This window comes from Citrobacter sp. Cpo091 (assembly GCF_030332645.1).
Taxonomy (GTDB): Bacteria; Pseudomonadota; Gammaproteobacteria; order Enterobacterales; family Enterobacteriaceae; genus Citrobacter; species Citrobacter portucalensis.
Window position 1 is genome coordinate 405,472 of record NZ_JAOWHL010000039.1, and the last position, 21,996, is coordinate 427,467.

Below are 21,996 nucleotides of genomic sequence, written 5' to 3' on the forward strand. Positions count from 1 at the left end.
ATTTGAATTATATTTCATGTTTTTTAATTAATAATCAGTGATTATTCAAAAACTTATCTTCAAGATACTTTTCTCTATATCTTACTATTTTTGGAGAAATAAGTGCAGGTGCACATATAGCTGTAATCATTACAATACAATATGCTATAAAAATAAAATTTATACCAATTATTATTTCTCTGTCTTTTTGGAATTTTAAGACACGTTTCTTAATAGTGTCCTTCTCATTTTCAAGTCCCACAGAAGTACAAACATCATAAACAAGCTCATAAGTCATATTATTTTTTAATGCAATATTTTGATATATATCAGAATGACAGATATTTTGGTCTAAATACCATTGTTTTTTGTTGGGGTAACTTATTGCTGAGTCTTCCGAAATCAAAAAACTTTCATCCGTTTTATTATTTCTTAGATATGTATATCCATCAGGAGTAGTAATAACTATCTTTAATGAGAAGTAGGAAAAACAACCAATCGATAACAACACGCCCAAAGATAAAGTGAAAATTAAAACATAATCCTTTCGCGAAGGTATTTTTGCGTTTTCGATGTTAATCTTTCGACCAAACAAACGATACAGAAAAGTGTTGACGCCAGCATTAATTACATATTCTGGTATTGGTTTAAACAGCTTGTTATGGGAACTTGTTTGCAATGTTTTATGCTGTAAAAATGAGGTAATCATGCCTCCTACTATTGCAACAATTAACGGATTTATTAACTCGCTCCATAAGCTATCGTTTTGCATCACGACTTCCTTGTATCGGTTATTTTATATAAAAATAACCGATACAATCTGAAAATGGAATCAGCTTTAGTGCGGAAGCATAAATGCCATGAAAATCGCACATCTGAAGTAGCTTCCAATGAATGAAAAATCTAAGGCACTGTGGGGCAGATTAAGGCACAAAAAAAGCCGCCCTTAAGCGACTTGATTGTATTTCCGATGGTGCCGAAGGCCGGACTCGAACCGGCACGTATTTCTACGGTTGATTTTGAATCAACTGCGTCTACCGATTTCGCCACTCCGGCACGGAAGGGATGCGGAAAACGTTGTGGATTATACCTGTCATGCGCCACCATGCAAGCACCAGCATGCGATAGTCTCGCTAAGTGTCGAAAAAAACAGCGTCATTCCTGTTCGGCCTCTCTACTCCCCTGTTTGCCCCTGCGCTTCTCACCCTTAACCTGATTATTTTAGGAATCCGCTTCGCAAAAAAATGCAACGTGACCCGCTCGGTTTACATTTGCTGCCGTTTACTATGAGATGTCGTTACTGAATCACGTAATAGCGGTTACTCACCGCGCTCAGGACACCGTTATGCGTTTCTATCAGGTTGAACCCACGCTGGAGAATTACTGGCGCGGGATTATCCTTTTCGGCAAAAATGTAGCTTCCTACAAGTTTGCCCTCGCCCACGCTTTGTACGATCTCAAACCTGACGGCAGCGATCTGATCGCGCTTGAGGATCTGGCCGTGCCGTTCAGCGGCCATTTATGCCGCCATCTCAAACATGCACCAAGGCAGATCACTTCACGCAGCAGCCAATTTATTGCCGCTTGTACGCAATTTAATAACGGTGAAATTACACGTGATGAACTCACCACCATCACCGTCCGCCAGGGGTTTAACAACGTGCTCGATGCCTTTCACAATGTGAATCAGGGTGAGATTGAGAAACGCTTTTTTATCGATGAGCGCAAAACGCATAAAGGCATCCGGATGACGGATAACTTTTACAATCTGGGTGAACGTCTGCAATACCGAAACTTCAGCTTTGAAACAGATGCACGCTGGAACCTGGTCGAGCAGGGCTGGGCAATGAATATCTCCAGCCACCTGATTAACGTCGAATATGACAACGATGACCAAATGTTGTTTAGCAGGAACAGCGATCGACGGGTGGCGATCTCCAGTTGTCGGGACAGCCTGAATGGTTATCAGAAGGGACGCTGCTTCTACTGTTTTGCCCCCATCAGCCTGCAAGCTGGCGATGACACTTTCGCTGATGTTGATCATTTTATTCCGTGGAAAGCACGGGGACAGGTGGCGAATATCGATGGCGTCTGGAATCTGGTCCTCGCCTGCAAGGAGTGTAACCGCGGTGGGAAAGGTAAATTTGCCCAACTTCCTTCGACCAGGCTACTCCAGCGGCTACGGGACCGAAATGAATACTTCATTAACAGCCATCTTCCGCTGCGTGAAACGTTGATTCGTCAGACCGGTGCAACCCAGGCGCAGAGAAACACATTTTTGAACGACAGCTGGAACGAGGCGATTAAAATACTCTTTCACCAGTGGGAACCCATTGCACAAGGAACGGATACATTCTGATGACCCTTGAATATTACCAGCGCCATGCGCAAGATTTTTTCAGCTCGACGGTTAATGTCGATATGGAGTCGCTTTATCAACCTTTTCTGCAACGCATCACAGAAGGCGGGTGTATTCTGGATGCGGGTTGCGGCTCGGGGCGCGACAGCAAAGCATTTCTTGAGAAGGGGTATAGGGTCGAGGCTTTCGACGCCTCATCGGAAATGGTTAACCTTGCCAGCCAGCATGCCGGGCTGCACGTCAGACGGATGACATTCAACGATATCGCCGATATTGAACACTATGATGGTATCTGGTGCTGTGCGTCGTTGCTGCATGTAAGTGCCGAAGAGTTACCGAGCGTAATGAGCAAACTCGCCCATGCGCTTAAAAAGGGCGGTACCTGGTATGTGTCGTTCAAATACGGTGAAACTGAACGAGTGAAAGACGGCCGCCACTTTACCGATCTCACCGAGCAAAGGCTGGAAAAGCTGATTGCACCGCTGACGGATATCACGCTAATCAGCAGTTGGACAACGCGCGATAAGCGTCCCGACCGTGACGAAATGTGGCTCAATGCGCTGCTGCAGAAAAGGCCTTAATCCCCCCTTCTGCGAAGCGTCCCGTTTCCCCATGCTCTACACTTCCAGTTCAACACCACACTGAGGGAAACACGATGTCGATGATAAAAAGCTACGCTGCAAAAGCGGCGGGCAGCGAACTCGAACTCTATGAATATAATGCGGGCGAGCTTAAGCCGGAAGATGTCGAAGTCCAGGTCGATTACTGCGGTATCTGCCATTCCGATTTGTCGATGATCGACAACGAATGGGGATTCTCTCAGTATCCGCTGGTTGCCGGGCATGAGGTGATTGGCCGTGTGGCAGCGCTCGGCAGCGCGGCGCAGGATAAAGGTCTGAAGGTTGGTCAGCGCGTCGGCGTTGGCTGGACGGCACGCAGCTGCGGGCACTGCGATGCCTGTATCAGCGGTAATCAGATCAACTGCCTTGAAGGGTCTGTTCCCACAATTCTTAATCGCGGCGGCTTTGCCGAGAAGCTGCGGGCCGACTGGCAGTGGGTGATCCCGCTACCGGAGAGTATCGATCTGGCGGCAGCTGGCCCATTACTGTGCGGCGGCATCACGGTGTTCAAACCGCTGCTGATGCACCATATCACCGCCACCAGCCGCGTCGGGGTGATCGGCATCGGCGGCCTGGGGCATATCGCCATTAAGCTGTTACACGCGATGGGTTGCGAAGTGACCGCGTTCAGCTCCAATCCGGCGAAAGAGCAGGAAGTGCTGGCGATGGGAGCGGATAAGGTGGTCAACAGCCGCGATCCGGATGCGCTAAAAGCGCTGGCGGGCCAGTTCGATCTCATTATTAATACGGTTAACGTCGATCTCGACTGGCAGCCCTATTTTGAAGCGCTGGCCTACGGCGGTAACTTCCATACCGTCGGTGCGGTGCTGAAGCCGCTGCCGGTTCCGGCGTTCACCTTAATAGCCGGCGATCGCAGCATCTCCGGTTCGGCAACAGGTACGCCGTTCGAACTGCGCAAACTGATGAAGTTTGCCGGGCGCAGCAAGGTGTCGCCCACCACCGAACTGTACCCGATGTCGCAAATTAACGAAGCCATCCAGCACGTGCGTGACGGTAAGGCCCGCTACCGCGTAGTGCTTAAAGCAGACTTCTGATCATCTTTGCCGGGTGGCGTAAGCTTCCCGGCTATTCTCTCCGCTATTCCAGACAGGTTAAATTCTCCTCACAATCTCCGCAATTTAGCGGTGAAGAGTGCGTCACGGTTGCCTATACTCCAGGCAGGATAAATGGAGGAAATCTCAATGAGCGCACCCCTGCTAATTGCCCGCACGCCGGACACCGAACTGTTTTTATTGCCAGGCATGGCCAACCGTCACGGGCTGATTACCGGCGCGACCGGGACCGGTAAAACCGTCACGCTACAGAAGCTGGCCGAATCGCTTTCCGAGATTGGCGTTCCGGTATTTATGGCCGATGTGAAAGGTGACTTGACCGGCGTAGCCGAGGAAGGACAAGCCTCTGACAAGCTGCTCGCCCGCCTGAAAAATATCGGTATTACTGACTGGCAACCGCATGCTAATCCGGTCACGGTGTGGGATATCTTCGGCGAAAAAGGTCATCCCGTGCGGGCCACGGTATCTGACCTCGGTCCGCTGCTGCTGGCCCGTCTGCTGAACCTCAACGACGTGCAGTCCGGCGTGCTGGATATAATCTTCCGCATTGCCGATGACCAGGGTCTGTTGCTGCTCGATTTCAAAGACCTGCGGGCTATCACCCAGTACATTGGCGATAACGCTAAATCCTTCCAGAATCAGTACGGCAATATCAGTAGCGCCTCGGTCGGGGCGATCCAGCGCGGGCTGCTGTCGCTGGAGCAGCAGGGAGCGGCACACTTCTTTGGCGAACCGATGCTGGACATCAAAGACTGGATGCGTACCGACGCCAGCGGCAAAGGGATGATTAATATCCTCAGCGCCGAGAAGCTCTACCAGATGCCCAAACTGTACGCCGCCAGCCTGCTGTGGATGCTCTCCGAGCTGTATGAACAGTTGCCGGAAGCGGGCGATCTGGAGAAACCAAAACTGGTGTTCTTCTTCGATGAAGCGCACCTGCTGTTCAACGATGCCCCGCAGGTGCTGCTGGATAAAATCGAACAGGTGATCCGCCTGATCCGCTCGAAAGGGGTCGGCGTGTGGTTCGTCTCGCAAAACCCGTCGGATATTCCGGACAACGTGCTCGGCCAGTTGGGAAACCGTGTGCAACATGCCCTGCGCGCGTTCACCCCTAAAGACCAGAAAGCGGTGAAAAGCGCGGCGCAAACCATGCGCGCCAACCCGGCATTTGATACCGAAAAAGCCATTCAGGAGCTGGGAACCGGTGAGGCGCTGGTGTCGTTTCTGGACGCCAAAGGCAGCCCGTCGGTGGTTGAACGGGCGATGGTGATTGCGCCATGCTCACGGATGGGACCGGTGACGGACGACGAGCGCAACGGGCTGATTAATCACTCTTCGTTGTACGGTAAATATGAAGAAGAGATCGACCGCGAGTCCGCCTATGAACGTTTACAGCAAGGCGTGCAGGCCAGTACCGAGCAGCAAAATACACCTCCCGCCAACGGTAAAGCTGTCGATGTGGATGGCGGTATTCTCGGTGGGTTGAAGGATATTCTGTTTGGCAGCACCGGACCGCGCGGCGGTAAACGCGATGGCGTAGTGCAGAGCGTGGCGAAAAGCGCGGCGCGACAGGTTACCAATCAGATAATCCGCGGCATGTTGGGGAGTTTGATGGGCGGGAGAAAACGCTAGCCCCGTGTTACGTTGCCGGATGGCGGCGGAAACGCCTTATCCGGCCTACGGGTCCGGAGTAGGCCTGAAAAGCGCAACGCCATCAGGCCTACGATTACTGTGATTACGACTTACGTAGCATTAGCCACAGGCTTATCAGGAAGAAGCTGGCGCTTGGCAGCAGCGCACCGATAATCGGCGGAATGCCGTACACCAGCGTCAGCGGGCCAAAGATTTGGTCCAGCACATAGAACACAAAGCCGAAGCTAATCCCTGTCACCACGCGCACGCCCATCGGGACGCTACGCAGCGGACCAAAGATAAACGACAGCGCCATCAGCATCATGACCGCCACCGACAGCGGCTGGAAGACTTTGCTCCACATATTGAGCTGATAGCGTCCGGCATCCTGGCCGCTCGACTTCAGGTACTTCACGTAGTTATGCAGACCGCTAATCGAGAGCGCATCAGGATCCAACGCCACAACGCCGAGCTTGTCGGGTGTCAGGTTGGTTTTCCAGGTGCCGCTCACCGTTTGCGAGCCGGTGATTTGTTTCGGATCGGTCAGGTTGGATTCATCTACCTGCGACAAACGCCAGACCTTCTGCTCCGGGTCAAACGTCGCGCTCGCAGCGTAGCGTACAGACTGCAGACGGCGCTTGTCGTTAAACGAGTAGATGCTAATCCCGCCTAATTCGGCGTCGCCTTTCACCCGCTCGATGTAGACAAAGCTGTCACCGTCTTTCGCCCACAAACCCTGCTGGGTAGAGAGCAGCGAGCCGCCGTACATCTGCTGCGCACGGTAGTTACGTGCCATCTGTTCGCCTTGTGGCGCAACCCATTCGCCGATAGCCATCGTCAGCAGCACCAGCGGAATCGCGGTTTTCATCACCGACAACGCCACCTGCATACGGGTAAAGCCGGAAGCCTGCATCACCACCAGTTCACTGCGCTGGGCCAGCATGCCCAGCCCCAGCAATGCCCCCAGCAGTGCCGCCATCGGGAAGAAGATCTGGATATCTTTCGGCGCACTGAGCAGGGTATACAGCCCGGCGCCCATCGCATCGTAGCTCCCCTGCCCGGCTTTTTTCAGCTGGTCAACGAACTTGATGATCCCGGAGAGCGACACCAGCATGAACAGCGTCATCATGATGGTGGTGAAAATGGTTTTACCGATATAGCGGTCAAGTACACCAAAAGGCTGCATTATACCGCTCCTTTACGCATAAAACGGGCACGCAAGCGGCGCATCGGCACCGTATCCCAGAGGTTAAGCACAATCGCCAGCGCCAGATACGCCAGGTTAACCGTCCACATCCAGAACACTGGATCCAGCTTACCTTTACCGCCGTTCGACTTCAGCGACGTCTGAACCAGGAAGAACAGCAAATAGAGCAGCATTGCTGGCAGCATCGACAGCACGCGCCCCTGACGCGGGTTCACCACGCTCAGCGGTACGACCATCAGCGCCATCATAAATACGGTGAATACTAACGTGATACGCCAGGTTAGCTCCGCGCGGGCACGATCGGTGTCGGTCGTCCACAGCGTACGCATGTTCATCTGGTCGGTATCATTTGGATCCAGTGCCACGGCCTGATGACCGATAATCGCCTGATAATCCTGGAAGTCGGTAATGCGGAAATCGCGCAGCAGCGCGGTACCTTCGAAGCGCGTCCCCTGGTTCAGCGTCACGACCTGAGAGCCATCACGCATCTGGGTAAGATGTCCGGAATCGGCTACGACGACCGAAGGACGAGCGTTGCCTTTCGGGCGGATTTGCGCGAGGAACACGTCTTTGAAGTTGCTGCCGTCAACGCTTTCGATAAACAGCACCGAACTGCCGTTGGTCGCCTGCTGGAATTGCCCCTGAGCAAGCGCCGCCATACCGGGGTTCGCTTTCGCCTCCGCCAGGACTTCGTCCTGATGTCTGGAGGACCACGGCCCGGCCCACATCACGTTGACCGCCGCAATAATACTGGTAAACAGCGCCAGCACCATCGCCGCTTTCACGAGCACTGCCTTGCTCAGCCCGCAGGCGTGCATGACCGTAATTTCGCTTTCGGTATACAGTTTGCCCAGCGTCATCAACAGCCCGAGGAACAGGCTTAAGGGCAAGATAAGTTGCGCCATTTCTGGCACGCCCAGCCCCAGCAGCGAGAGCACCAGATTTGCCGGGATATCACCGTCAACCGCCGCACCAAGGATCCTGACCAACTTTTGACAAAAGAAGATCAAAAGCAGGATGAATAGGATCGCGAGTTGGCTTTTGAGCGTTTCCCGAACCAGATATCTTATGATTATCACTTTAAATACGCCCGTAAAAACCCGTCTTTTGCCGGAATTTAGCTTGTTTCATGGCTTAAACGTCATTTATTCTCTTGAGTCGTCGAAATCGTCGCTAAGATCATTATACTCAACGGATCCACCTCTCAGAAATTGTTCTGACGTGCCAATGCCGTAATAACGTTAAGATTAACACGAAGTCACCGCAACAGCGGGTATGAGTTACGAAAGCTTGCAATTCTATCCGTAGCCACCGCCGTTGTCTTTAAGATTCAGGAGCGTAGTGCATGGAGTTCAGTGTAAAAAGCGGTAGCCCGGAGAAACAGCGGAGTGCGTGCATCGTCGTGGGTGTCTTTGAACCACGCCGCCTCTCTCCGATTGCAGAGCAGCTCGACAAGATCAGCGACGGGTACATCAGCGCACTGCTGCGTCGCGGCGAACTGGAAGGCAAACCGGGTCAAACCCTGTTGCTGCACCATGTTCCTAACGTTCTGTCTGAGCGAATTCTCCTTATTGGGTGTGGCAAAGAGCGCGAACTTGATGAGCGCCAGTACAAGCAGGTCATTCAGAAAACCATCAATACCCTGAATGATACAGGCTCAATGGAAGCCGTCTGCTTTCTGACTGAGCTGCACGTCAAAGGGCGCAATAACTACTGGAAAGTGCGTCAGGCCGTTGAGACGGCACAGGAAACGCTGTACAGCTTTGATCAACTGAAGACCAACAAAAGCGAGCCACGTCGCCCGCTGCGTAAAATGGTCTTCAATGTGCCGACCCGCCGCGAGCTGACCAGCGGTGAGCGTGCGATCCAACACGGTCTGGCGATCGCCGCCGGCATTAAAGCGGCAAAAGATCTTGGCAACATGCCGCCGAACATCTGTAACGCCGCCTACCTGGCCTCTCAGGCGCGCCAGCTGGCAGACAGCTACAGCAAAAATGTTGTGACCCGCGTAATCGGCGAGCAGCAGATGAAAGAGCTGGGCATGCACTCTTATCTGGCCGTCGGTCACGGCTCGCAGAACGAGTCGCTGATGTCGGTCATCGAGTACAAAGGCAATCCGTCCGAAGACGCGCGTCCGATTGTGCTGGTCGGTAAAGGATTAACCTTTGACTCCGGCGGTATCTCCATCAAACCAGCCGAAGGCATGGATGAGATGAAATACGACATGTGCGGCGCGGCAGCGGTATACGGCGTGATGCGCATGGTGGCCGAGCTTCAGCTCCCCATCAACGTTGTCGGTGTGCTGGCGGGCTGTGAAAACATGCCGGGTGGCCGCGCGTATCGCCCAGGCGACGTGCTGACCACGATGTCTGGACAGACCGTTGAAGTGCTCAATACGGATGCCGAAGGCCGTCTGGTGCTGTGCGACGTGTTAACCTACGTCGAGCGCTTTGAGCCAGAAGCGGTGATTGACGTCGCGACCCTGACCGGCGCGTGCGTGATTGCGCTGGGCCATCACATCACCGGCCTGATGTCGAACCACAACCCGCTGGCGCATGAGCTGATCGGTGCGTCCGAGCAGGCTGGTGACCGCGCGTGGCGTTTGCCGCTGGGTGATGAATACCAGGAGCAGTTAGAGTCCAACTTTGCGGATATGGCGAACATCGGCGGACGTCCTGGCGGTGCCATTACCGCGGGCTGCTTCTTGTCACGCTTTACCCGTAAGTACAACTGGGCGCACCTGGATATCGCCGGTACCGCATGGCGTTCAGGGAAAGCCAAAGGCGCAACCGGTCGTCCGGTCGCGTTGCTGTCGCAGTTCCTGCTCAATCGTGCCGGTTTTAACGGCGAAGAGTGATGTAAAACGCCGGGTGGCGGCTTCGCCTTACCCGGCCTACAACATCACTCAACCGTAGGCCGGGTAAGCGTAGCGCCACCCGGCTTTGCATTTAAATCCACAACAAGAAGCCCCATATCATGAGAAACGCAACGTTCTATATTCTGGACAATGACAACACCATCGATGGCTTAAGCGCCGTTGAACAACTGGTGTGTGAAATTGCCGCAGAACGTTGGCGTGCTGGCAAGCGCGTGCTGATCGCCTGTGAAAACGAAAAGCAGGCTCTTCGACTGGATGAAGCTCTGTGGGCGAGACCGGCAGAAAGTTTTGTTCCGCATAATCTGGCGGGAGAAGGCCCCAGAGGTGGCGCGCCGGTAGAGATTGCCTGGCCGGAGAAACGCAATAGCAGCCCGCGCGACCTGCTCATCAGTTTGCGCGTTGGCTTTGCAGATTTTGCCACCGCTTTCACAGAAGTGATAGACTTCGTTCCTTACGAAGATTCTTTGAAACAATCGGCACGCGATCGCTACAAAGCTTACCGCGTGGCTGGTTTTAACCTGAATACGGCAACCTGGAAATAATGGAAAAGACATACAACCCACAAGATATCGAACAGCCGCTTTACGAGCACTGGGAAAAGCAGGGCTATTTCAAACCTAACGGCGATGAAAGCAAAGAGTCCTTCTGCATCATGATCCCGCCGCCGAACGTCACCGGCAGTTTGCATATGGGTCATGCTTTCCAGCAAACCATCATGGATACCATGATTCGCTACCAGCGTATGCAGGGTAAAAACACCCTGTGGCAGGCCGGTACCGACCACGCGGGTATCGCTACCCAGATGGTGGTTGAGCGTAAGATTGCCGCTGAAGAAGGTAAAACCCGTCACGACTACGGTCGCGAAGCGTTTATCGACAAAATTTGGCAGTGGAAAGCGGAATCCGGCGGCACCATTACCCGTCAGATGCGCCGTCTCGGCAACTCCGTTGACTGGGAGCGCGAGCGCTTCACTATGGACGAAGGTCTTTCCAATGCCGTGAAAGAAGTCTTTGTTCGCCTGTACAAAGAAGATCTGATCTACCGTGGCAAGCGTCTGGTCAACTGGGACCCGAAACTGCGCACCGCTATTTCTGATCTGGAAGTGGAAAACCGCGAGTCTAAAGGCTCCATGTGGCACATCCGCTATCCGCTGGCTGACGGCGCGAAAACCGCAGACGGTAAAGATTACCTGGTCGTCGCCACCACCCGTCCGGAAACCGTACTGGGTGATACCGGCGTAGCCGTTAACCCGGAAGATCCGCGCTACAAAGATCTGATCGGCAAATTCGTTGTCCTGCCGCTGGTTAACCGTCGCATTCCGATCGTCGGCGATGAACACGCCGACATGGAAAAAGGCACCGGCTGCGTGAAGATCACTCCGGCGCACGACTTTAACGACTACGAAGTCGGGAAACGTCACGGCCTGCCGATGATCAACATTCTGACCTTTGACGGCGACATCCGCGAAACCGCGGAAGTGTACGACACCAAAGGCGAAGAGTCCGACGTTTACTCCAATGAAATCCCGGCTGAGTTCCAGAAGCTGGAACGTTTTGCTGCGCGTAAAGCGGTGGTTGCCGCCGTTGATGCCCTGGGGCTGCTGGAAGAAATTAAACCGCACGACCTGACCGTCCCTTACGGCGACCGTGGCGGCGTGGTTATCGAACCGATGCTGACCGACCAGTGGTACGTCCGTGCCGACGTGCTGGCAAAACCAGCGGTTGAAGCGGTTGAGAACGGCGACATCCAGTTCGTACCGAAGCAGTACGAAAACATGTACTTCTCCTGGATGCGTGATATTCAGGACTGGTGTATTTCCCGTCAGCTGTGGTGGGGTCACCGTATCCCGGCATGGTATGACAACGACGGCAATGTCTACGTTGGCCGTACCGAAGACGAAGTGCGTCAGGAAAACAACCTCGGCGCCGACGTTGCACTGCGCCAGGACGAAGACGTTCTCGATACCTGGTTCTCTTCTGCACTGTGGACCTTCTCTACACTGGGCTGGCCGGAAAATACCGACGCGCTGCGTCAGTTCCACCCAACCAGCGTGATGGTTTCCGGCTTCGACATCATCTTCTTCTGGATTGCCCGCATGATCATGATGACCATGCACTTCATCAAAGATGAAAACGGCAAGCCGCAGGTTCCGTTCAAGACCGTCTACATGACCGGTCTTATCCGTGACGACGAAGGCCAGAAGATGTCCAAATCCAAGGGCAACGTGATTGACCCGCTGGATATGGTCGACGGTATCTCTCTGGCAGAACTGCTGGAGAAACGTACCGGCAACATGATGCAGCCGCAGCTGGCTGAGAAAATTGCCAAACGTACCGAGAAGCAGTTCCCGGACGGCATCGAGCCGCACGGCACCGACGCCCTGCGTTTCACCCTGGCAGCGCTGGCCTCTACCGGTCGCGATATCAACTGGGACATGAAGCGTCTGGAAGGTTACCGTAACTTCTGTAACAAGCTGTGGAACGCCAGCCGCTTCGTGCTGATGAACACCGAAGATCAGGATTGCGGCTTCAACGGCGGCGAAATGACCCTGTCTCTGGCAGACCGCTGGATCCTCGCTGAATTCAACCAGACCATCAAAGCGTACCGCGAAGCGCTGGATAACTTCCGCTTCGATATCGCCGCGGGCATTCTGTACGAGTTCACCTGGAACCAGTTCTGCGACTGGTATCTGGAGCTGACCAAGCCGGTCATGAACGGCGGTTCCGAGTCTGAACTGCGCGGCACTCGCAATACGCTGGTTACCGTGCTGGAAGGTCTGCTGCGCCTGGCGCACCCAATCATTCCGTTCATCACCGAAACCATCTGGCAGCGCGTGAAAGTGATTTGTGGCAACACTGCAGATACCATCATGCTGCAGCCGTTCCCGGAATATAACGCAGCGCAGGTTGATGAAGCGGCGCTGGCCGATACCGAATGGCTGAAGCAGGCGATCGTCGCCGTACGTAACATCCGTGCGGAAATGAACATCGCCCCGGGCAAACCGCTGGAGCTGCTGCTGCGTGGTTGCAGCGCTGACGCAATGCGTCGCGTGAACGACAACCGTAGCTTCCTGCTGAACCTGGCACGTCTGGAAAGCATTACCGTGCTGCCAGCCGATGACAAAGGCCCGGTCTCCGTGACCAAAATCATCGACGGCGCCGAGCTGCTGATCCCGATGGCTGGCCTCATCAACAAAGAAGATGAGCTGGCGCGTCTGGCAAAAGAAGTAGCGAAAATCGAAGGTGAGATTGCCCGTATCGAAGGCAAACTTTCCAACGAAGGTTTCGTTGCCCGCGCACCGGAAGCAGTTATCGCCAAAGAGCGTGAGAAGCTGGACGGTTACGCAGAAGCCAAAGCGAAGCTGATTGAACAGCAGGCGGTCATCGCCGCGCTGTAATTGCCTATGCCGGATAGCGCTGCGCTTATTCGGCAAACGGGCACCGTCATCGTAGGTCAGATAAGCGTAGCGCATCCGACACCACAGACGATAAAGCCTCTGACGCATATGCTCAGAGGCTTTTTATTGAATTATCCTCGCTTGCGCTTCCCCTCGCCGCAGTGGTATTAACTGCATATGTCTCACTTTTATGTCATGAGTTCGCTATGAGTGCCATTACCTCCGTCGCGGCAACGCTGCGCCGAATTTCTGCCGATGATAACGCCGCCATTGCCCGCGTGATCCGCAAAGTTTCCGCTGAATACGGGCTTACCGCCGATAAGGGGTATACCGTTGCCGACCCTAATCTGGACGAACTGTTCCAGGTTTACAGCCAGCCGGGCGCGGCCTACTGGGTGGTTGAGCAAAATGGTGAAGTCGTGGGCGGCGGCGGTGTTGCACCGTTAGGATGTAGTGAACCAGACATTTGCGAGCTGCAAAAGATGTACTTCCTGTCGAGCGCGCGCGGTCAGGGGCTGGCGAAAAAACTAGCGCTGATGGCGCTCGAACATGCCCGCGAGCAGGGTTTTAAACAGTGCTATCTGGAGACCACAGCGTTTCTGACTGAGGCAATCCGCCTGTATGAGCATTTAGGCTTTGAGCATATCAGCGAAGCGCTGGGCTGTACCGGGCACGTGGATTGTGAAGTGCGGATGTTAAAGCCCCTCTGACCTTACGCCGAGAGGCTTTAGTCGCGTTACTGCATCTCGGCTGAGAGCATCAGTCGAATAACGCCAGCCGCGCGGGCGGTTGGCAGCTTCAGCACCTGTGACCAGAGATCCTGCACTATCTCACAGGCAATTTTCTCTTTGCCGATCGCTTTAGTCGGATCGGCCATGATCTGAATATCCGGCCCATAGCGCTGTACTAGTCCAGGACTTATTGCTTGCAGATCCTGCAACGCCAGCTGTTTCTCTTCTGCCGTGACCGTATGTTTGTTCGGACCATAGGCTGCACGCATCATACTCATATCACTCGCCATACGACGGTTCATGATCTCACGCGGAACCAGACGTGCCGGGTTAATCCCCCCTTTCACTGCCGGAAACAGAAAGCGGAAGCATTCGTCATCACCTATTTTGGCCACAGAAGCGATCTGCTCAAGGTTAATTTTCATATATTCAATGACATTGGCATCTGGCGCCTGCTGCAATCTTGCCATTTGCAACTGAAGAATTTGCGGCTGTATCGCGTCGATAACCTGCTGTTCGCTACTCCCTGCTTTCTTCATCTGCGCTGCCTGGCTGATAATTTTTTGTGTCAGCTCAGGTTCCTGCTCCTTAATCACCTGAAACGCCGGATTGGAGAGCATCGCCTTTTCAAACTGCTGCTCTTCGGTCAGACCATAATCCGGGCTTTCGCGTGGGATCAGGTAGTGCACATCAAACAGATTCCACGCGATGATCGCCACCACAAAAACCACCGCGCCGGAGATCTTGCCCAGCCAGCCTTTTTTGCGAAACATGCCGACGACGATAGCAATCACCGCCCCGATATAACCTGCCAACAAAACGTGTGCCCAGTTCATTAACCATCCTTATGCCAAATCATCTCTGTTACGGGGATATATTTCCCCTTCGTGTGTTTTGATTATTACGGCAGCAGCGAGCGATTTCCAGCCACCAGATTTTGCTAACAGAAACAGGAAGGATTAATCCGCGCGGCGATGGACACCGCGCGTCAAAGAAAGGAATTAAGCTGGCACACCGCTGTGGAAGCGGAATTCATCGTCAGGAGAGGTGATCAACGCGGCTTCTACTTCGCCAAAAAACTGCACCCGACTACTGATATCATCGGTTGAAACCTGCTGCGCCAGCGCCAGGTAATCCTGATAGTGCCGCGCCTCGGATCGCAGCAGCGACAGATAAAACGCCTGCAAATCGTCATCCAGATACGGTGCCAGCGCGGCGAACCGTTCGCAGGAACGCGCCTCAATGTAAGCCCCGCAAATCAGTTTATCGATTAGCGTTAAAGGCTCATGGGTGCGTACCTCTTTGAGCATGCCTTTGGCGTAACGGCTGGCGGTAATCTTGATATAGGGAATGTTGCGGCTCATCATCGCCTCACGCACCTGCCAGAAATGATGCAGTTCTTCTTTGATAAGCAAAACCATGCTGTCGATAAGCTTGCGTCCCCACGGGTCGTCGGTTTGCGGCATCACGCTTTTGCTTATCTGTTTATTCAGCGCGATAAAATCCGGCTCATCCCCTTCTCTGAAAGCAAACGCTTCATAGGGTTTCAGCCAGTCCAGCAGCGCCTGCGATCCCTGTTTATCCGCGACATACTTACGCACCAGCAGCATCGCCGTTTGCGCCGCTTTCAGCTCACAGACGAGGTGATCGGTCAATAACAGAGGCAGATTTGCCGGGTCCCGCGCTTTATCAAGCCAGGCCTGGGGGGTTTTACAGTGCAGGAAGTTGTGGATCGGGGAGAGTATTTGCAGGTAATCCATACGTTGTCCTTGGCCTGCGGCAGCCGATGCTACCGCAGGTCAGTTGATGACTTAGTGACGCACGCCGTCATCATCTTCGTCGACGAGGTCTTCATCGTCGCCGTCTTCACCTTCTTCGCCGTTCGGGTCTTCAAAATAGGTGCCCCAACCGTCGTATTCCACATCGTATTTTTCAGCCAGGTTCATCAGCTGCTCAACCTGAGCATCGATCAACTCCGCATTCAGTGCACATTCGCTCAGAATGTCACAGCAAATAACCGTGTCGCCTTCTTCCACTTCCAGCTCTTCCGGCTCGGTCACTTCATAACCCAGCTTGAAGGCTTCTACTGCCGCTTTTTCCAGGGTTTCGAAGTCATCCGCGGAAAGGTGATGCTCGATGGTGTACAGCGCGTCTGGATCGCTGCCATCTTCGAGTAACTCTTCAATAATCAAGCGTGTTTCTTCACGCTGTTCTTCCAGTAGTTCCGGGTTTGCCATGGCTCGTTCCTCATAATGTCCTGCCGATACTCTTATTGTCACATACCGCTGTCATTGCCTCCACCTTTCCAGGAAAGATTTGTTAAACAAGGTTGCAAATGAATAAACATCCATATAAATTGAATTTTAATTCAATAAATGGCCTAAGCCATGTGAGGGAACCATGTCTGCGTTTTATCAGAAACATTTTTTGAAACTGCTTGATTTCACCTCTGCTGAACTCACGTCACTGCTTCAGCTCGCCGCACAGCTGAAGGCGGAAAAGAAAAACGGCACTGAAGTCGCAAAGCTCACCGGTAAAAACATCGCGCTCATCTTCGAAAAAGACTCAACCCGTACCCGTTGCTCTTTCGAAGTTGCCGCATACGATCAGGGCGCGCGCGTGACATACCTCGGGCCAAGCGGCAGCCAGATTGGCCATAAAGAGTCGATCAAAGACACCGCCCGCGTACTCGGCCGTATGTACGACGGTATTCAGTATCGGGGCCACGGTCAGGAGATTGTCGAGACGCTGGCGGAATATGCCGGAGTTCCGGTGTGGAACGGATTAACCAACGAGTTTCATCCCACCCAGCTGCTGGCGGATCTGTTAACTATGCATGAACACCTGCCGGGTAAAGCGTTTAATGAGATGACGCTGGTCTACACCGGTGATGCCCGCAACAATATGGGCAATTCCATGCTGGAAGCCGCCGCGTTAACCGGGCTGGATCTGCGTCTGGTCGCACCGCAAGCCTGCTGGCCGGAAGAAAGTCTGGTTGCGGAGTGCAAAGCGCTGGCACAGAAAAACGGCGGCAATATTACGCTGACCGAAGATGTCGCCACGGGCGTGAAAGACGCAGACTTCATCTATACCGACGTCTGGGTATCAATGGGCGAGGCAAAAGAGAAGTGGGCCGAACGTATTGCGCTGCTGCGTAAGTACCAGGTTAATAGCGCGATGATGGCTTTGACCGGCAATCCGCAGGTGAAATTCCTGCACTGCCTGCCCGCGTTTCATGACGATCAAACCACGCTTGGCAAACAAATGGCACAGGAATATGGTCTGCACGGTGGAATGGAAGTGACCGATGAGGTCTTTGAATCCCCCGCCAGTATCGTATTTGATCAGGCGGAAAACCGGATGCACACCATCAAAGCGGTGATGGTGGCGACGCTGGCGAAGTGAGGGCATGGATGAAAAGAATGCCGGATGGCGATGCTAAGCATCTTATCCGGCCTACAATAGCGCTCCCGTAGGCCGGGCAAGGCGAAGCCGCCCCCGGCACATACGCTTATGCCACCCGCATTTTCACCACGGCTTTGCGTACCAGCGCTGGTGCACCGACCGCGCACAGCGGTTTATGCACTTCGCCCGGATAGAACACCACGAAATCACCTTCGTTCAGCACCACCGTTTTTTCCTGTACCCCTTCCGGTAGGAAGGCGATATCTTTATCCGCCAGCCAGTCAGTTTCCGGCGCGCCCGCAGGCTGCGTGCTGAAGGTCATGCCTTCCTGACCTTTGAGCAGGATCTGAATATCCAAATAGCGCGCGTGATATTCAGCGCGGCGCTGTGCAAACGGCTCCGTCATATCTTCAGCAATCAGATAAAACAGACGATCGCCGTCGATGTCGTGCTTACCTTTTTCCGTCTCATCCGTCACATGCGCTTTAATGTGTTCAATCGCCTGACGCAGCTCTTCCGGCAGCCAGGCATCCAGGTTGTGAATATTGCCGACAATCATCTCAAACCCCTTAATTAAAACATCGTTTCATTTTAGTTGTTATACGAAAAAACGGTCTGCCATACTACTGCTATTTGCCAATATTTTGCGTCAACGCATGTTTATCTCATTGTTGCTGTTTGGCATTCAGGGTGAATGAATATTCATGAGAATCGTTTGCGATGAATAATTTGTGAATTTTTCGCTTGATCCCATAACGGAGCTGAGTATAATCGCGGACAATTTGCCGGGAGGATGTATGGTTCAGTGTGTACGACATTTTGTCTTACCGCGTCTGAAAAAGGACGCTGGCCTGCCGTTTTTCTTTCCGTTGATCACCCATTCCGAGCCCCTCAATTGAGGGGCTTTTTTTTTGCCCAGGCGTCAGGAGATAAACATGGCTAACCCGCTCTATCAAAAACACATCATTTCCATAAACGACCTCAGCCGCGATGACCTCAATCTGGTCCTCGCAACAGCGGCGAAATTAAAAGCTAACCCACAGCCGGAGCTGTTAAAGCATAAGGTTATCGCCAGCTGCTTCTTTGAAGCCTCAACCCGCACCCGTTTATCCTTTGAAACCTCCATGCACCGCCTGGGCGCCAGCGTGGTGGGTTTCTCTGACAGCAGCAACACCTCTCTGGGCAAAAAAGGTGAAACACTGGCCGACACTATTTCCGTCATCAGCACCTATGTCGACGCCATCGTAATGCGCCATCCGCAGGAAGGCGCCGCGCGTCTGGCTACGGAGTTCTCCGGTAACGTTCCGGTACTGAACGCAGGCGACGGCTCCAACCAACATCCCACCCAAACGCTGCTGGATCTGTTCACCATTCAGGAAACTCAGGGTCGCCTGGACAATCTGCACATCGCCATGGTGGGTGACCTGAAATATGGCCGCACCGTCCATTCCCTGACCCAGGCGCTGGCGAAGTTCGAAGGTAACCGTTTCTACTTCATCGCCCCGGACGCGTTGGCCATGCCGCAATACATTCTGGATATGTTGAATGAAAAAGGTATCGCCTGGAGCCTGCACGGCACTATTGAAGAGGTGATGGCGGAGGTCGATATCCTCTACATGACCCGCGTACAAAAAGAGCGTCTGGACCCGTCCGAATACGCCAACGTGAAAGCGCAGTTTGTTCTGCGCGCCAGCGATCTGAACGGCGCCAGAGCAAACATGAAGGTACTGCATCCGCTGCCGCGTATCGATGAGATCACCACCGACGTCGACAAGACGCCGCATGCCTGGTATTTCCAGCAGGCTGGCAACGGCATCTTCGCCCGCCAGGCGTTACTGGCACTGGTACTGAATAGCGAACTGGCACTGTAAGGGAGAAAAAGAGATGACACACGATAACAAACTGCAGGTTGAAGCCATCAAACGTGGCACCGTGATTGACCATATTCCCGCACAGGTTGGTTTTAAGCTGCTGACGCTGTTCAAACTGACGGAAACCGACCAGCGTATCACCATCGGTCTGAACCTGCCGTCAGGCGAGATGGGCCGTAAGGACCTGATTAAAATTGAAAACACGTTCCTGACCGATGAGCAGGTAAACCAGCTATCCCTGTACGCCCCGCAGGCAACGGTAAACCGCATTGACGATTACGACGTGGTGGGTAAATCACGTCCGAGCCTGCCAGAGCGTATCGACAATGTACTGGTTTGCCCGAACAGCAACTGTATCAGCCATGCTGAGCCGGTTTCCTCCAGTTTTGCAGTGAAAAAGCGTGCCGATGACATCGCACTCAAATGCAAATACTGTGAAAAAGAGTTTTCGCATTATGTGGTGCTGGCCAACTAATTGGGGTTGGTTATGAGATCCCGGCTCCCTATAATGAGCGGGAACATTCTACTACCGCTGTAATTCAGGAGAAATCATGAGCAAAACTATCGCGACGGAAAATGCACCAGCAGCAATCGGCCCATACGTTCAGGGCGTTGACCTGGGTAGCATGGTAATCACTTCCGGTCAGATCCCGGTAGATCCGAAAACCGGTGCCGTAGCGGAAGACGTGTCCGCTCAGGCACGTCAGTCGCTGGAAAACGTAAAAGCTATCGTTGAAGCAGCAGGCCTGAAAGTGGGCGACATCGTAAAAACAACCGTCTTCGTAAAAGACCTGAACGATTTCGCAACTGTAAACGCGACCTACGAAGCGTTCTTCACCGAACACAACGCGACCTTCCCTGCGCGTTCTTGCGTAGAAGTTGCCCGTCTGCCGAAAGACGTGAAAATCGAGATTGAAGCGATCGCCGTTCGTCGCTGATTTCTAGCGTAAAGATAATCCAGGCGACGTTCTGGATTATCTCAAGGTTGACCGCGCCATGGAGGGCCGGTAATGACAAAAGCTCGTTTTACCGCAGAACAAATCGCCGATTTTCTTCAGCAGTCTAAAAACGGCGTATCCAATAAGGTATTATGTGAAAAATACGAATTTAGCGTCAGCACGCTCCGTCGCTGGCAGGAGCAGCACGCCGAAGGCATCCGCCGTGAGTTAAAACAATTAGAATCGACGGGCGCAATCGTATTCTTGTTCTTTTTCATTTCGGCCACATTACTCGCCATTATGTTCTCTAAATCCCTCTCCGCATGTGTGATGTTCTTTTTCCTCGCGTACTGCGTTGGCTACATCCGTCAATTTCGCAAGATATCTGCAAAACACATCCAAGAAGAAAATATCTTTCTCGCCCGCTCCGGACGTGGAGCGAGAAATGCGTTTTATCATTTCAGTTGGGCCTACATTGCTCTTTTTGTCTTTGCCGTTGGGTATATAATTGTGCGCATGGTCTGAAAGATTATCGGCCTGGCGAAGCATAGTTTGTAGGCCCGGTAAGCGCGAGCGCCACCGGGCATTTATCACATCACGCCAAACAGTTTCGGCAGGAACAGCGAAATCGCCGGAATGTACGTCACGAGCATCAGCACCAGGAATAGCACAAGGTAGAACGGCAACATCGCCTTCACCACCTGCTCTATTTTCTGTTTACTCACCGCACTGGCCACAAACAGCACCGACCCTACCGGCGGCGTAATCAGGCCGATCCCTAAGTTCACCAGCATGATCATGCCAAAATGAACCGGATCAATGCCGAGCGCGTTGGTCACCGGCAGCAGAACCGGCGTCAGAATGAGGATCAGCGGTGCCATATCCATCAGCGTACCGATCAGCAACAGCATGATGTTAATACACATCAGGATGACGTATTTGTTGTCCGAGATGCTGGTGAAGGCTTCAGTGATACGCATCGGCAACTGCATATAAGTCATGACAGCACCGAACGCGGCGGCAAAGCCTATCAGGATCATGACGATAGTGACCGTTTTCACCGTGCGGAACATCAGCTTCGGCAGCTCAGACCATTTATAGTCACGATAGATAAACATGGTGACAAAGAAGGCCCACAGGCAGGCAATTGCCGCAGACTCCGTTGCGGTAAAGATACCTGACAGGATACCGCCCATGATGATCACAACGGTCATCAGGCCCCACAGCGTATCAACGAAAATCTTCAGCGCCTGGCGAAACGGTACACGTTCTCCTTTTGGATAACCGCGCTTGTGTGCGAACGCCACGCACATCACCATCAGGCTGAGGCTTAACAGCAGCCCCGGCAGGATCCCGGCGATGAACAGCGCGGCAATCGACACCGTGCCGCCGGTCGCCAGCGAGTAAATAACCGAGTTATGGCTGGGCGGCGTAAGAATCGCCTGTACCGAACCACTAGCCGTTACCGCTGCGGCAAAGTCACGCGGATAACCTTTTTTATCCATCTCCGGGATCATTACCGAACCGATGGACGCGGTATCCGCCACGGACGATCCGGAAATAGCGCCAAAAAAGGTTGATGCCACAATGTTTACCAGCGACAGTCCGCCGCGGATAAAACCAACAAAAATATAGGCAAAGTTCACCAGTCGCCGCGCAATTCCCCCTTCGGCCATAATAGCCCCGGCCAGAATAAAGAATGGGATCGCTAACAGAGAGAACTTGTTCACCCCGCTGGTCAGTTGGATCATTACCGCTTCCAGCGGAATATCAATATACCAGGCCCCAATGATGGCGCTAATGCCAACCGCGTACGCTACCGGTACCCCAATCGCCAGCATAATGCCGAGCGTAAAGACGAGAATAAATGCATCCATCTGCTTTCCTTTCTGAAATGGGGGCGGTA

24 protein-coding genes and 1 tRNA gene are annotated in these 21,996 nt (G+C 53.2%); 15 read left to right on the forward strand and 10 right to left on the reverse strand.

What is annotated here, in order from left to right; translation table 11 throughout:
* Positions 1-34: 34 nt before the first annotated feature.
* Entirely contained in the window at positions 35-751 is a 717-nt protein-coding gene (locus OGY04_RS18255; protein ID WP_286585797.1) for a hypothetical protein, read from the reverse strand.
* Between the two features lie 199 nt (positions 752-950).
* Positions 951-1,035, reverse strand: a tRNA-Leu gene (locus OGY04_RS18260).
* Positions 1,036-1,324: 289 nt separating this feature from the next.
* Here OGY04_RS18260 and OGY04_RS18265 point away from each other — a divergent pair.
* The 4 genes from OGY04_RS18265 to OGY04_RS18280 all read left to right on the forward strand — a co-directional run bounded on the left by OGY04_RS18265 (position 1,325) and on the right by OGY04_RS18280 (position 5,663).
* Positions 1,325-2,338: an HNH endonuclease gene (locus OGY04_RS18265; protein WP_071446762.1), complete on the forward strand. Its 1,014-nt coding sequence runs from the start codon at positions 1,325-1,327 to the stop codon at positions 2,336-2,338.
* A complete protein-coding gene (locus OGY04_RS18270; RefSeq protein WP_284880883.1) occupies positions 2,338-2,919 on the forward strand; it encodes a class I SAM-dependent methyltransferase in 582 nt (193 codons plus the stop codon). Before OGY04_RS18265 ends, OGY04_RS18270 begins: the two co-directional genes overlap by 1 nt.
* Before the next feature lie 74 nt (positions 2,920-2,993).
* The gene (ahr, locus tag OGY04_RS18275) at positions 2,994-4,013 is read left to right on the forward strand and encodes an NADPH-dependent aldehyde reductase Ahr (protein ID WP_286585801.1); all 1,020 of its coding nucleotides are present in this window, start codon (positions 2,994-2,996) and stop codon (positions 4,011-4,013) included.
* Between the two features lie 147 nt (positions 4,014-4,160).
* On the forward strand, positions 4,161-5,663 hold the full coding sequence (locus tag OGY04_RS18280) for a helicase HerA-like C-terminal domain-containing protein (protein WP_103286020.1): 1,503 nt from the start codon (positions 4,161-4,163) through the stop codon (positions 5,661-5,663).
* Positions 5,664-5,766: 103 nt separating this feature from the next.
* Here OGY04_RS18280 and lptG read toward each other — a convergent pair whose 3' ends face one another.
* The 3 genes from lptG to OGY04_RS18295 all read right to left on the reverse strand — a co-directional run bounded on the left by lptG (position 5,767) and on the right by OGY04_RS18295 (position 8,062).
* A complete protein-coding gene (lptG, locus tag OGY04_RS18285) occupies positions 5,767-6,849 on the reverse strand; it encodes an LPS export ABC transporter permease LptG (protein ID WP_008786067.1) in 1,083 nt (360 codons plus the stop codon).
* The gene (gene lptF, locus OGY04_RS18290) at positions 6,849-7,949 is read right to left on the reverse strand and encodes an LPS export ABC transporter permease LptF (RefSeq protein ID WP_032942200.1); all 1,101 of its coding nucleotides are present in this window, start codon (positions 7,947-7,949) and stop codon (positions 6,849-6,851) included. Before lptF ends, lptG begins: the two co-directional genes overlap by 1 nt.
* A gap of 62 nt (positions 7,950-8,011) precedes the next feature.
* Positions 8,012-8,062, reverse strand: coding sequence for a hypothetical protein (locus OGY04_RS18295; RefSeq protein WP_212723231.1), 51 nt, complete (start codon positions 8,060-8,062; stop codon positions 8,012-8,014).
* A 153-nt stretch (positions 8,063-8,215) separates the two neighbouring features.
* Between OGY04_RS18295 and pepA the strand changes: the two genes are divergently transcribed.
* The 4 genes from pepA to OGY04_RS18315 all read left to right on the forward strand — a co-directional run bounded on the left by pepA (position 8,216) and on the right by OGY04_RS18315 (position 13,855).
* On the forward strand, positions 8,216-9,727 hold the full coding sequence (gene pepA / locus OGY04_RS18300) for a leucyl aminopeptidase (RefSeq protein ID WP_003025870.1): 1,512 nt from the start codon (positions 8,216-8,218) through the stop codon (positions 9,725-9,727).
* Between the two features lie 119 nt (positions 9,728-9,846).
* The gene (gene holC / locus OGY04_RS18305) at positions 9,847-10,290 is read left to right on the forward strand and encodes a DNA polymerase III subunit chi (RefSeq protein WP_048212826.1); all 444 of its coding nucleotides are present in this window, start codon (positions 9,847-9,849) and stop codon (positions 10,288-10,290) included.
* Complete coding sequence (locus tag OGY04_RS18310) at positions 10,290-13,145, forward strand: valine--tRNA ligase (protein WP_008786064.1); 2,856 nt, start codon at positions 10,290-10,292, stop codon at positions 13,143-13,145. The genes holC and OGY04_RS18310 overlap by 1 nt, the downstream gene beginning before the upstream one ends.
* Positions 13,146-13,351: 206 nt before the next feature.
* Entirely contained in the window at positions 13,352-13,855 is a 504-nt protein-coding gene (locus OGY04_RS18315; RefSeq protein ID WP_003025856.1) for a GNAT family N-acetyltransferase, read from the forward strand.
* Positions 13,856-13,881: 26 nt separating this feature from the next.
* Here the strand turns inward: OGY04_RS18315 and OGY04_RS18320 are convergent, their stop codons facing one another.
* The 3 genes from OGY04_RS18320 to rraB all read right to left on the reverse strand — a co-directional run bounded on the left by OGY04_RS18320 (position 13,882) and on the right by rraB (position 16,113).
* The gene (locus tag OGY04_RS18320; RefSeq protein WP_020996254.1) at positions 13,882-14,712 is read right to left on the reverse strand and encodes a hypothetical protein; all 831 of its coding nucleotides are present in this window, start codon (positions 14,710-14,712) and stop codon (positions 13,882-13,884) included.
* 165 nt (positions 14,713-14,877) lie between these two features.
* Positions 14,878-15,636 carry a tRNA isopentenyl-2-thiomethyl-A-37 hydroxylase MiaE gene (gene miaE / locus OGY04_RS18325; RefSeq protein ID WP_003839623.1) on the reverse strand — a complete coding sequence of 253 codons (759 nt, stop codon included), beginning with the start codon at positions 15,634-15,636 and terminating at the stop codon, positions 14,878-14,880.
* A 51-nt stretch (positions 15,637-15,687) separates the two neighbouring features.
* Positions 15,688-16,113 (reverse strand): ribonuclease E inhibitor RraB, encoded by a 426-nt coding sequence (rraB, locus tag OGY04_RS18330; RefSeq protein WP_003025845.1) that lies wholly within the window; start codon positions 16,111-16,113, stop codon positions 15,688-15,690.
* A gap of 98 nt (positions 16,114-16,211) precedes the next feature.
* On the opposite strand from rraB, the gene argL reads away from it, so the two are divergent.
* Positions 16,212-16,307, forward strand: a complete 96-nt coding sequence (gene argL / locus OGY04_RS23250; RefSeq protein ID WP_370867251.1) for a putative translational regulatory protein ArgL — start codon at positions 16,212-16,214, stop codon at positions 16,305-16,307.
* Entirely contained in the window at positions 16,277-17,281 is a 1,005-nt protein-coding gene (gene argF / locus OGY04_RS18335; RefSeq protein WP_234103641.1) for an ornithine carbamoyltransferase, read from the forward strand. Before argL ends, argF begins: the two co-directional genes overlap by 31 nt.
* A gap of 106 nt (positions 17,282-17,387) precedes the next feature.
* Here argF and OGY04_RS18340 read toward each other — a convergent pair whose 3' ends face one another.
* Positions 17,388-17,840 carry a YhcH/YjgK/YiaL family protein gene (locus OGY04_RS18340; RefSeq protein ID WP_048215052.1) on the reverse strand — a complete coding sequence of 151 codons (453 nt, stop codon included), beginning with the start codon at positions 17,838-17,840 and terminating at the stop codon, positions 17,388-17,390.
* A 238-nt stretch (positions 17,841-18,078) separates the two neighbouring features.
* On the opposite strand from OGY04_RS18340, the gene pyrL reads away from it, so the two are divergent.
* From pyrL to OGY04_RS18365, 5 genes are all read left to right on the forward strand, one after another.
* Positions 18,079-18,180 (forward strand): pyr operon leader peptide, encoded by a 102-nt coding sequence (gene pyrL, locus OGY04_RS18345; protein ID WP_003025819.1) that lies wholly within the window; start codon positions 18,079-18,081, stop codon positions 18,178-18,180.
* A gap of 36 nt (positions 18,181-18,216) precedes the next feature.
* Entirely contained in the window at positions 18,217-19,152 is a 936-nt protein-coding gene (gene pyrB, locus OGY04_RS18350; protein ID WP_003025818.1) for an aspartate carbamoyltransferase, read from the forward strand.
* Between the two features lie 13 nt (positions 19,153-19,165).
* A complete protein-coding gene (pyrI, locus tag OGY04_RS18355; RefSeq protein WP_003025816.1) occupies positions 19,166-19,627 on the forward strand; it encodes an aspartate carbamoyltransferase regulatory subunit in 462 nt (153 codons plus the stop codon).
* A gap of 76 nt (positions 19,628-19,703) precedes the next feature.
* Positions 19,704-20,090: a 2-iminobutanoate/2-iminopropanoate deaminase gene (gene ridA / locus OGY04_RS18360; RefSeq protein WP_000047544.1), complete on the forward strand. Its 387-nt coding sequence runs from the start codon at positions 19,704-19,706 to the stop codon at positions 20,088-20,090.
* 72 nt (positions 20,091-20,162) lie between these two features.
* Positions 20,163-20,615, forward strand: a complete 453-nt coding sequence (locus OGY04_RS18365; protein WP_008786057.1) for a transposase — start codon at positions 20,163-20,165, stop codon at positions 20,613-20,615.
* Between the two features lie 65 nt (positions 20,616-20,680).
* On the opposite strand, the gene OGY04_RS18370 is transcribed toward OGY04_RS18365, so the two are convergent.
* Positions 20,681-21,967 (reverse strand): TRAP transporter large permease, encoded by a 1,287-nt coding sequence (locus OGY04_RS18370; RefSeq protein WP_003830349.1) that lies wholly within the window; start codon positions 21,965-21,967, stop codon positions 20,681-20,683.
* Between the last annotated feature and the right edge of the window lie 29 nt (positions 21,968-21,996).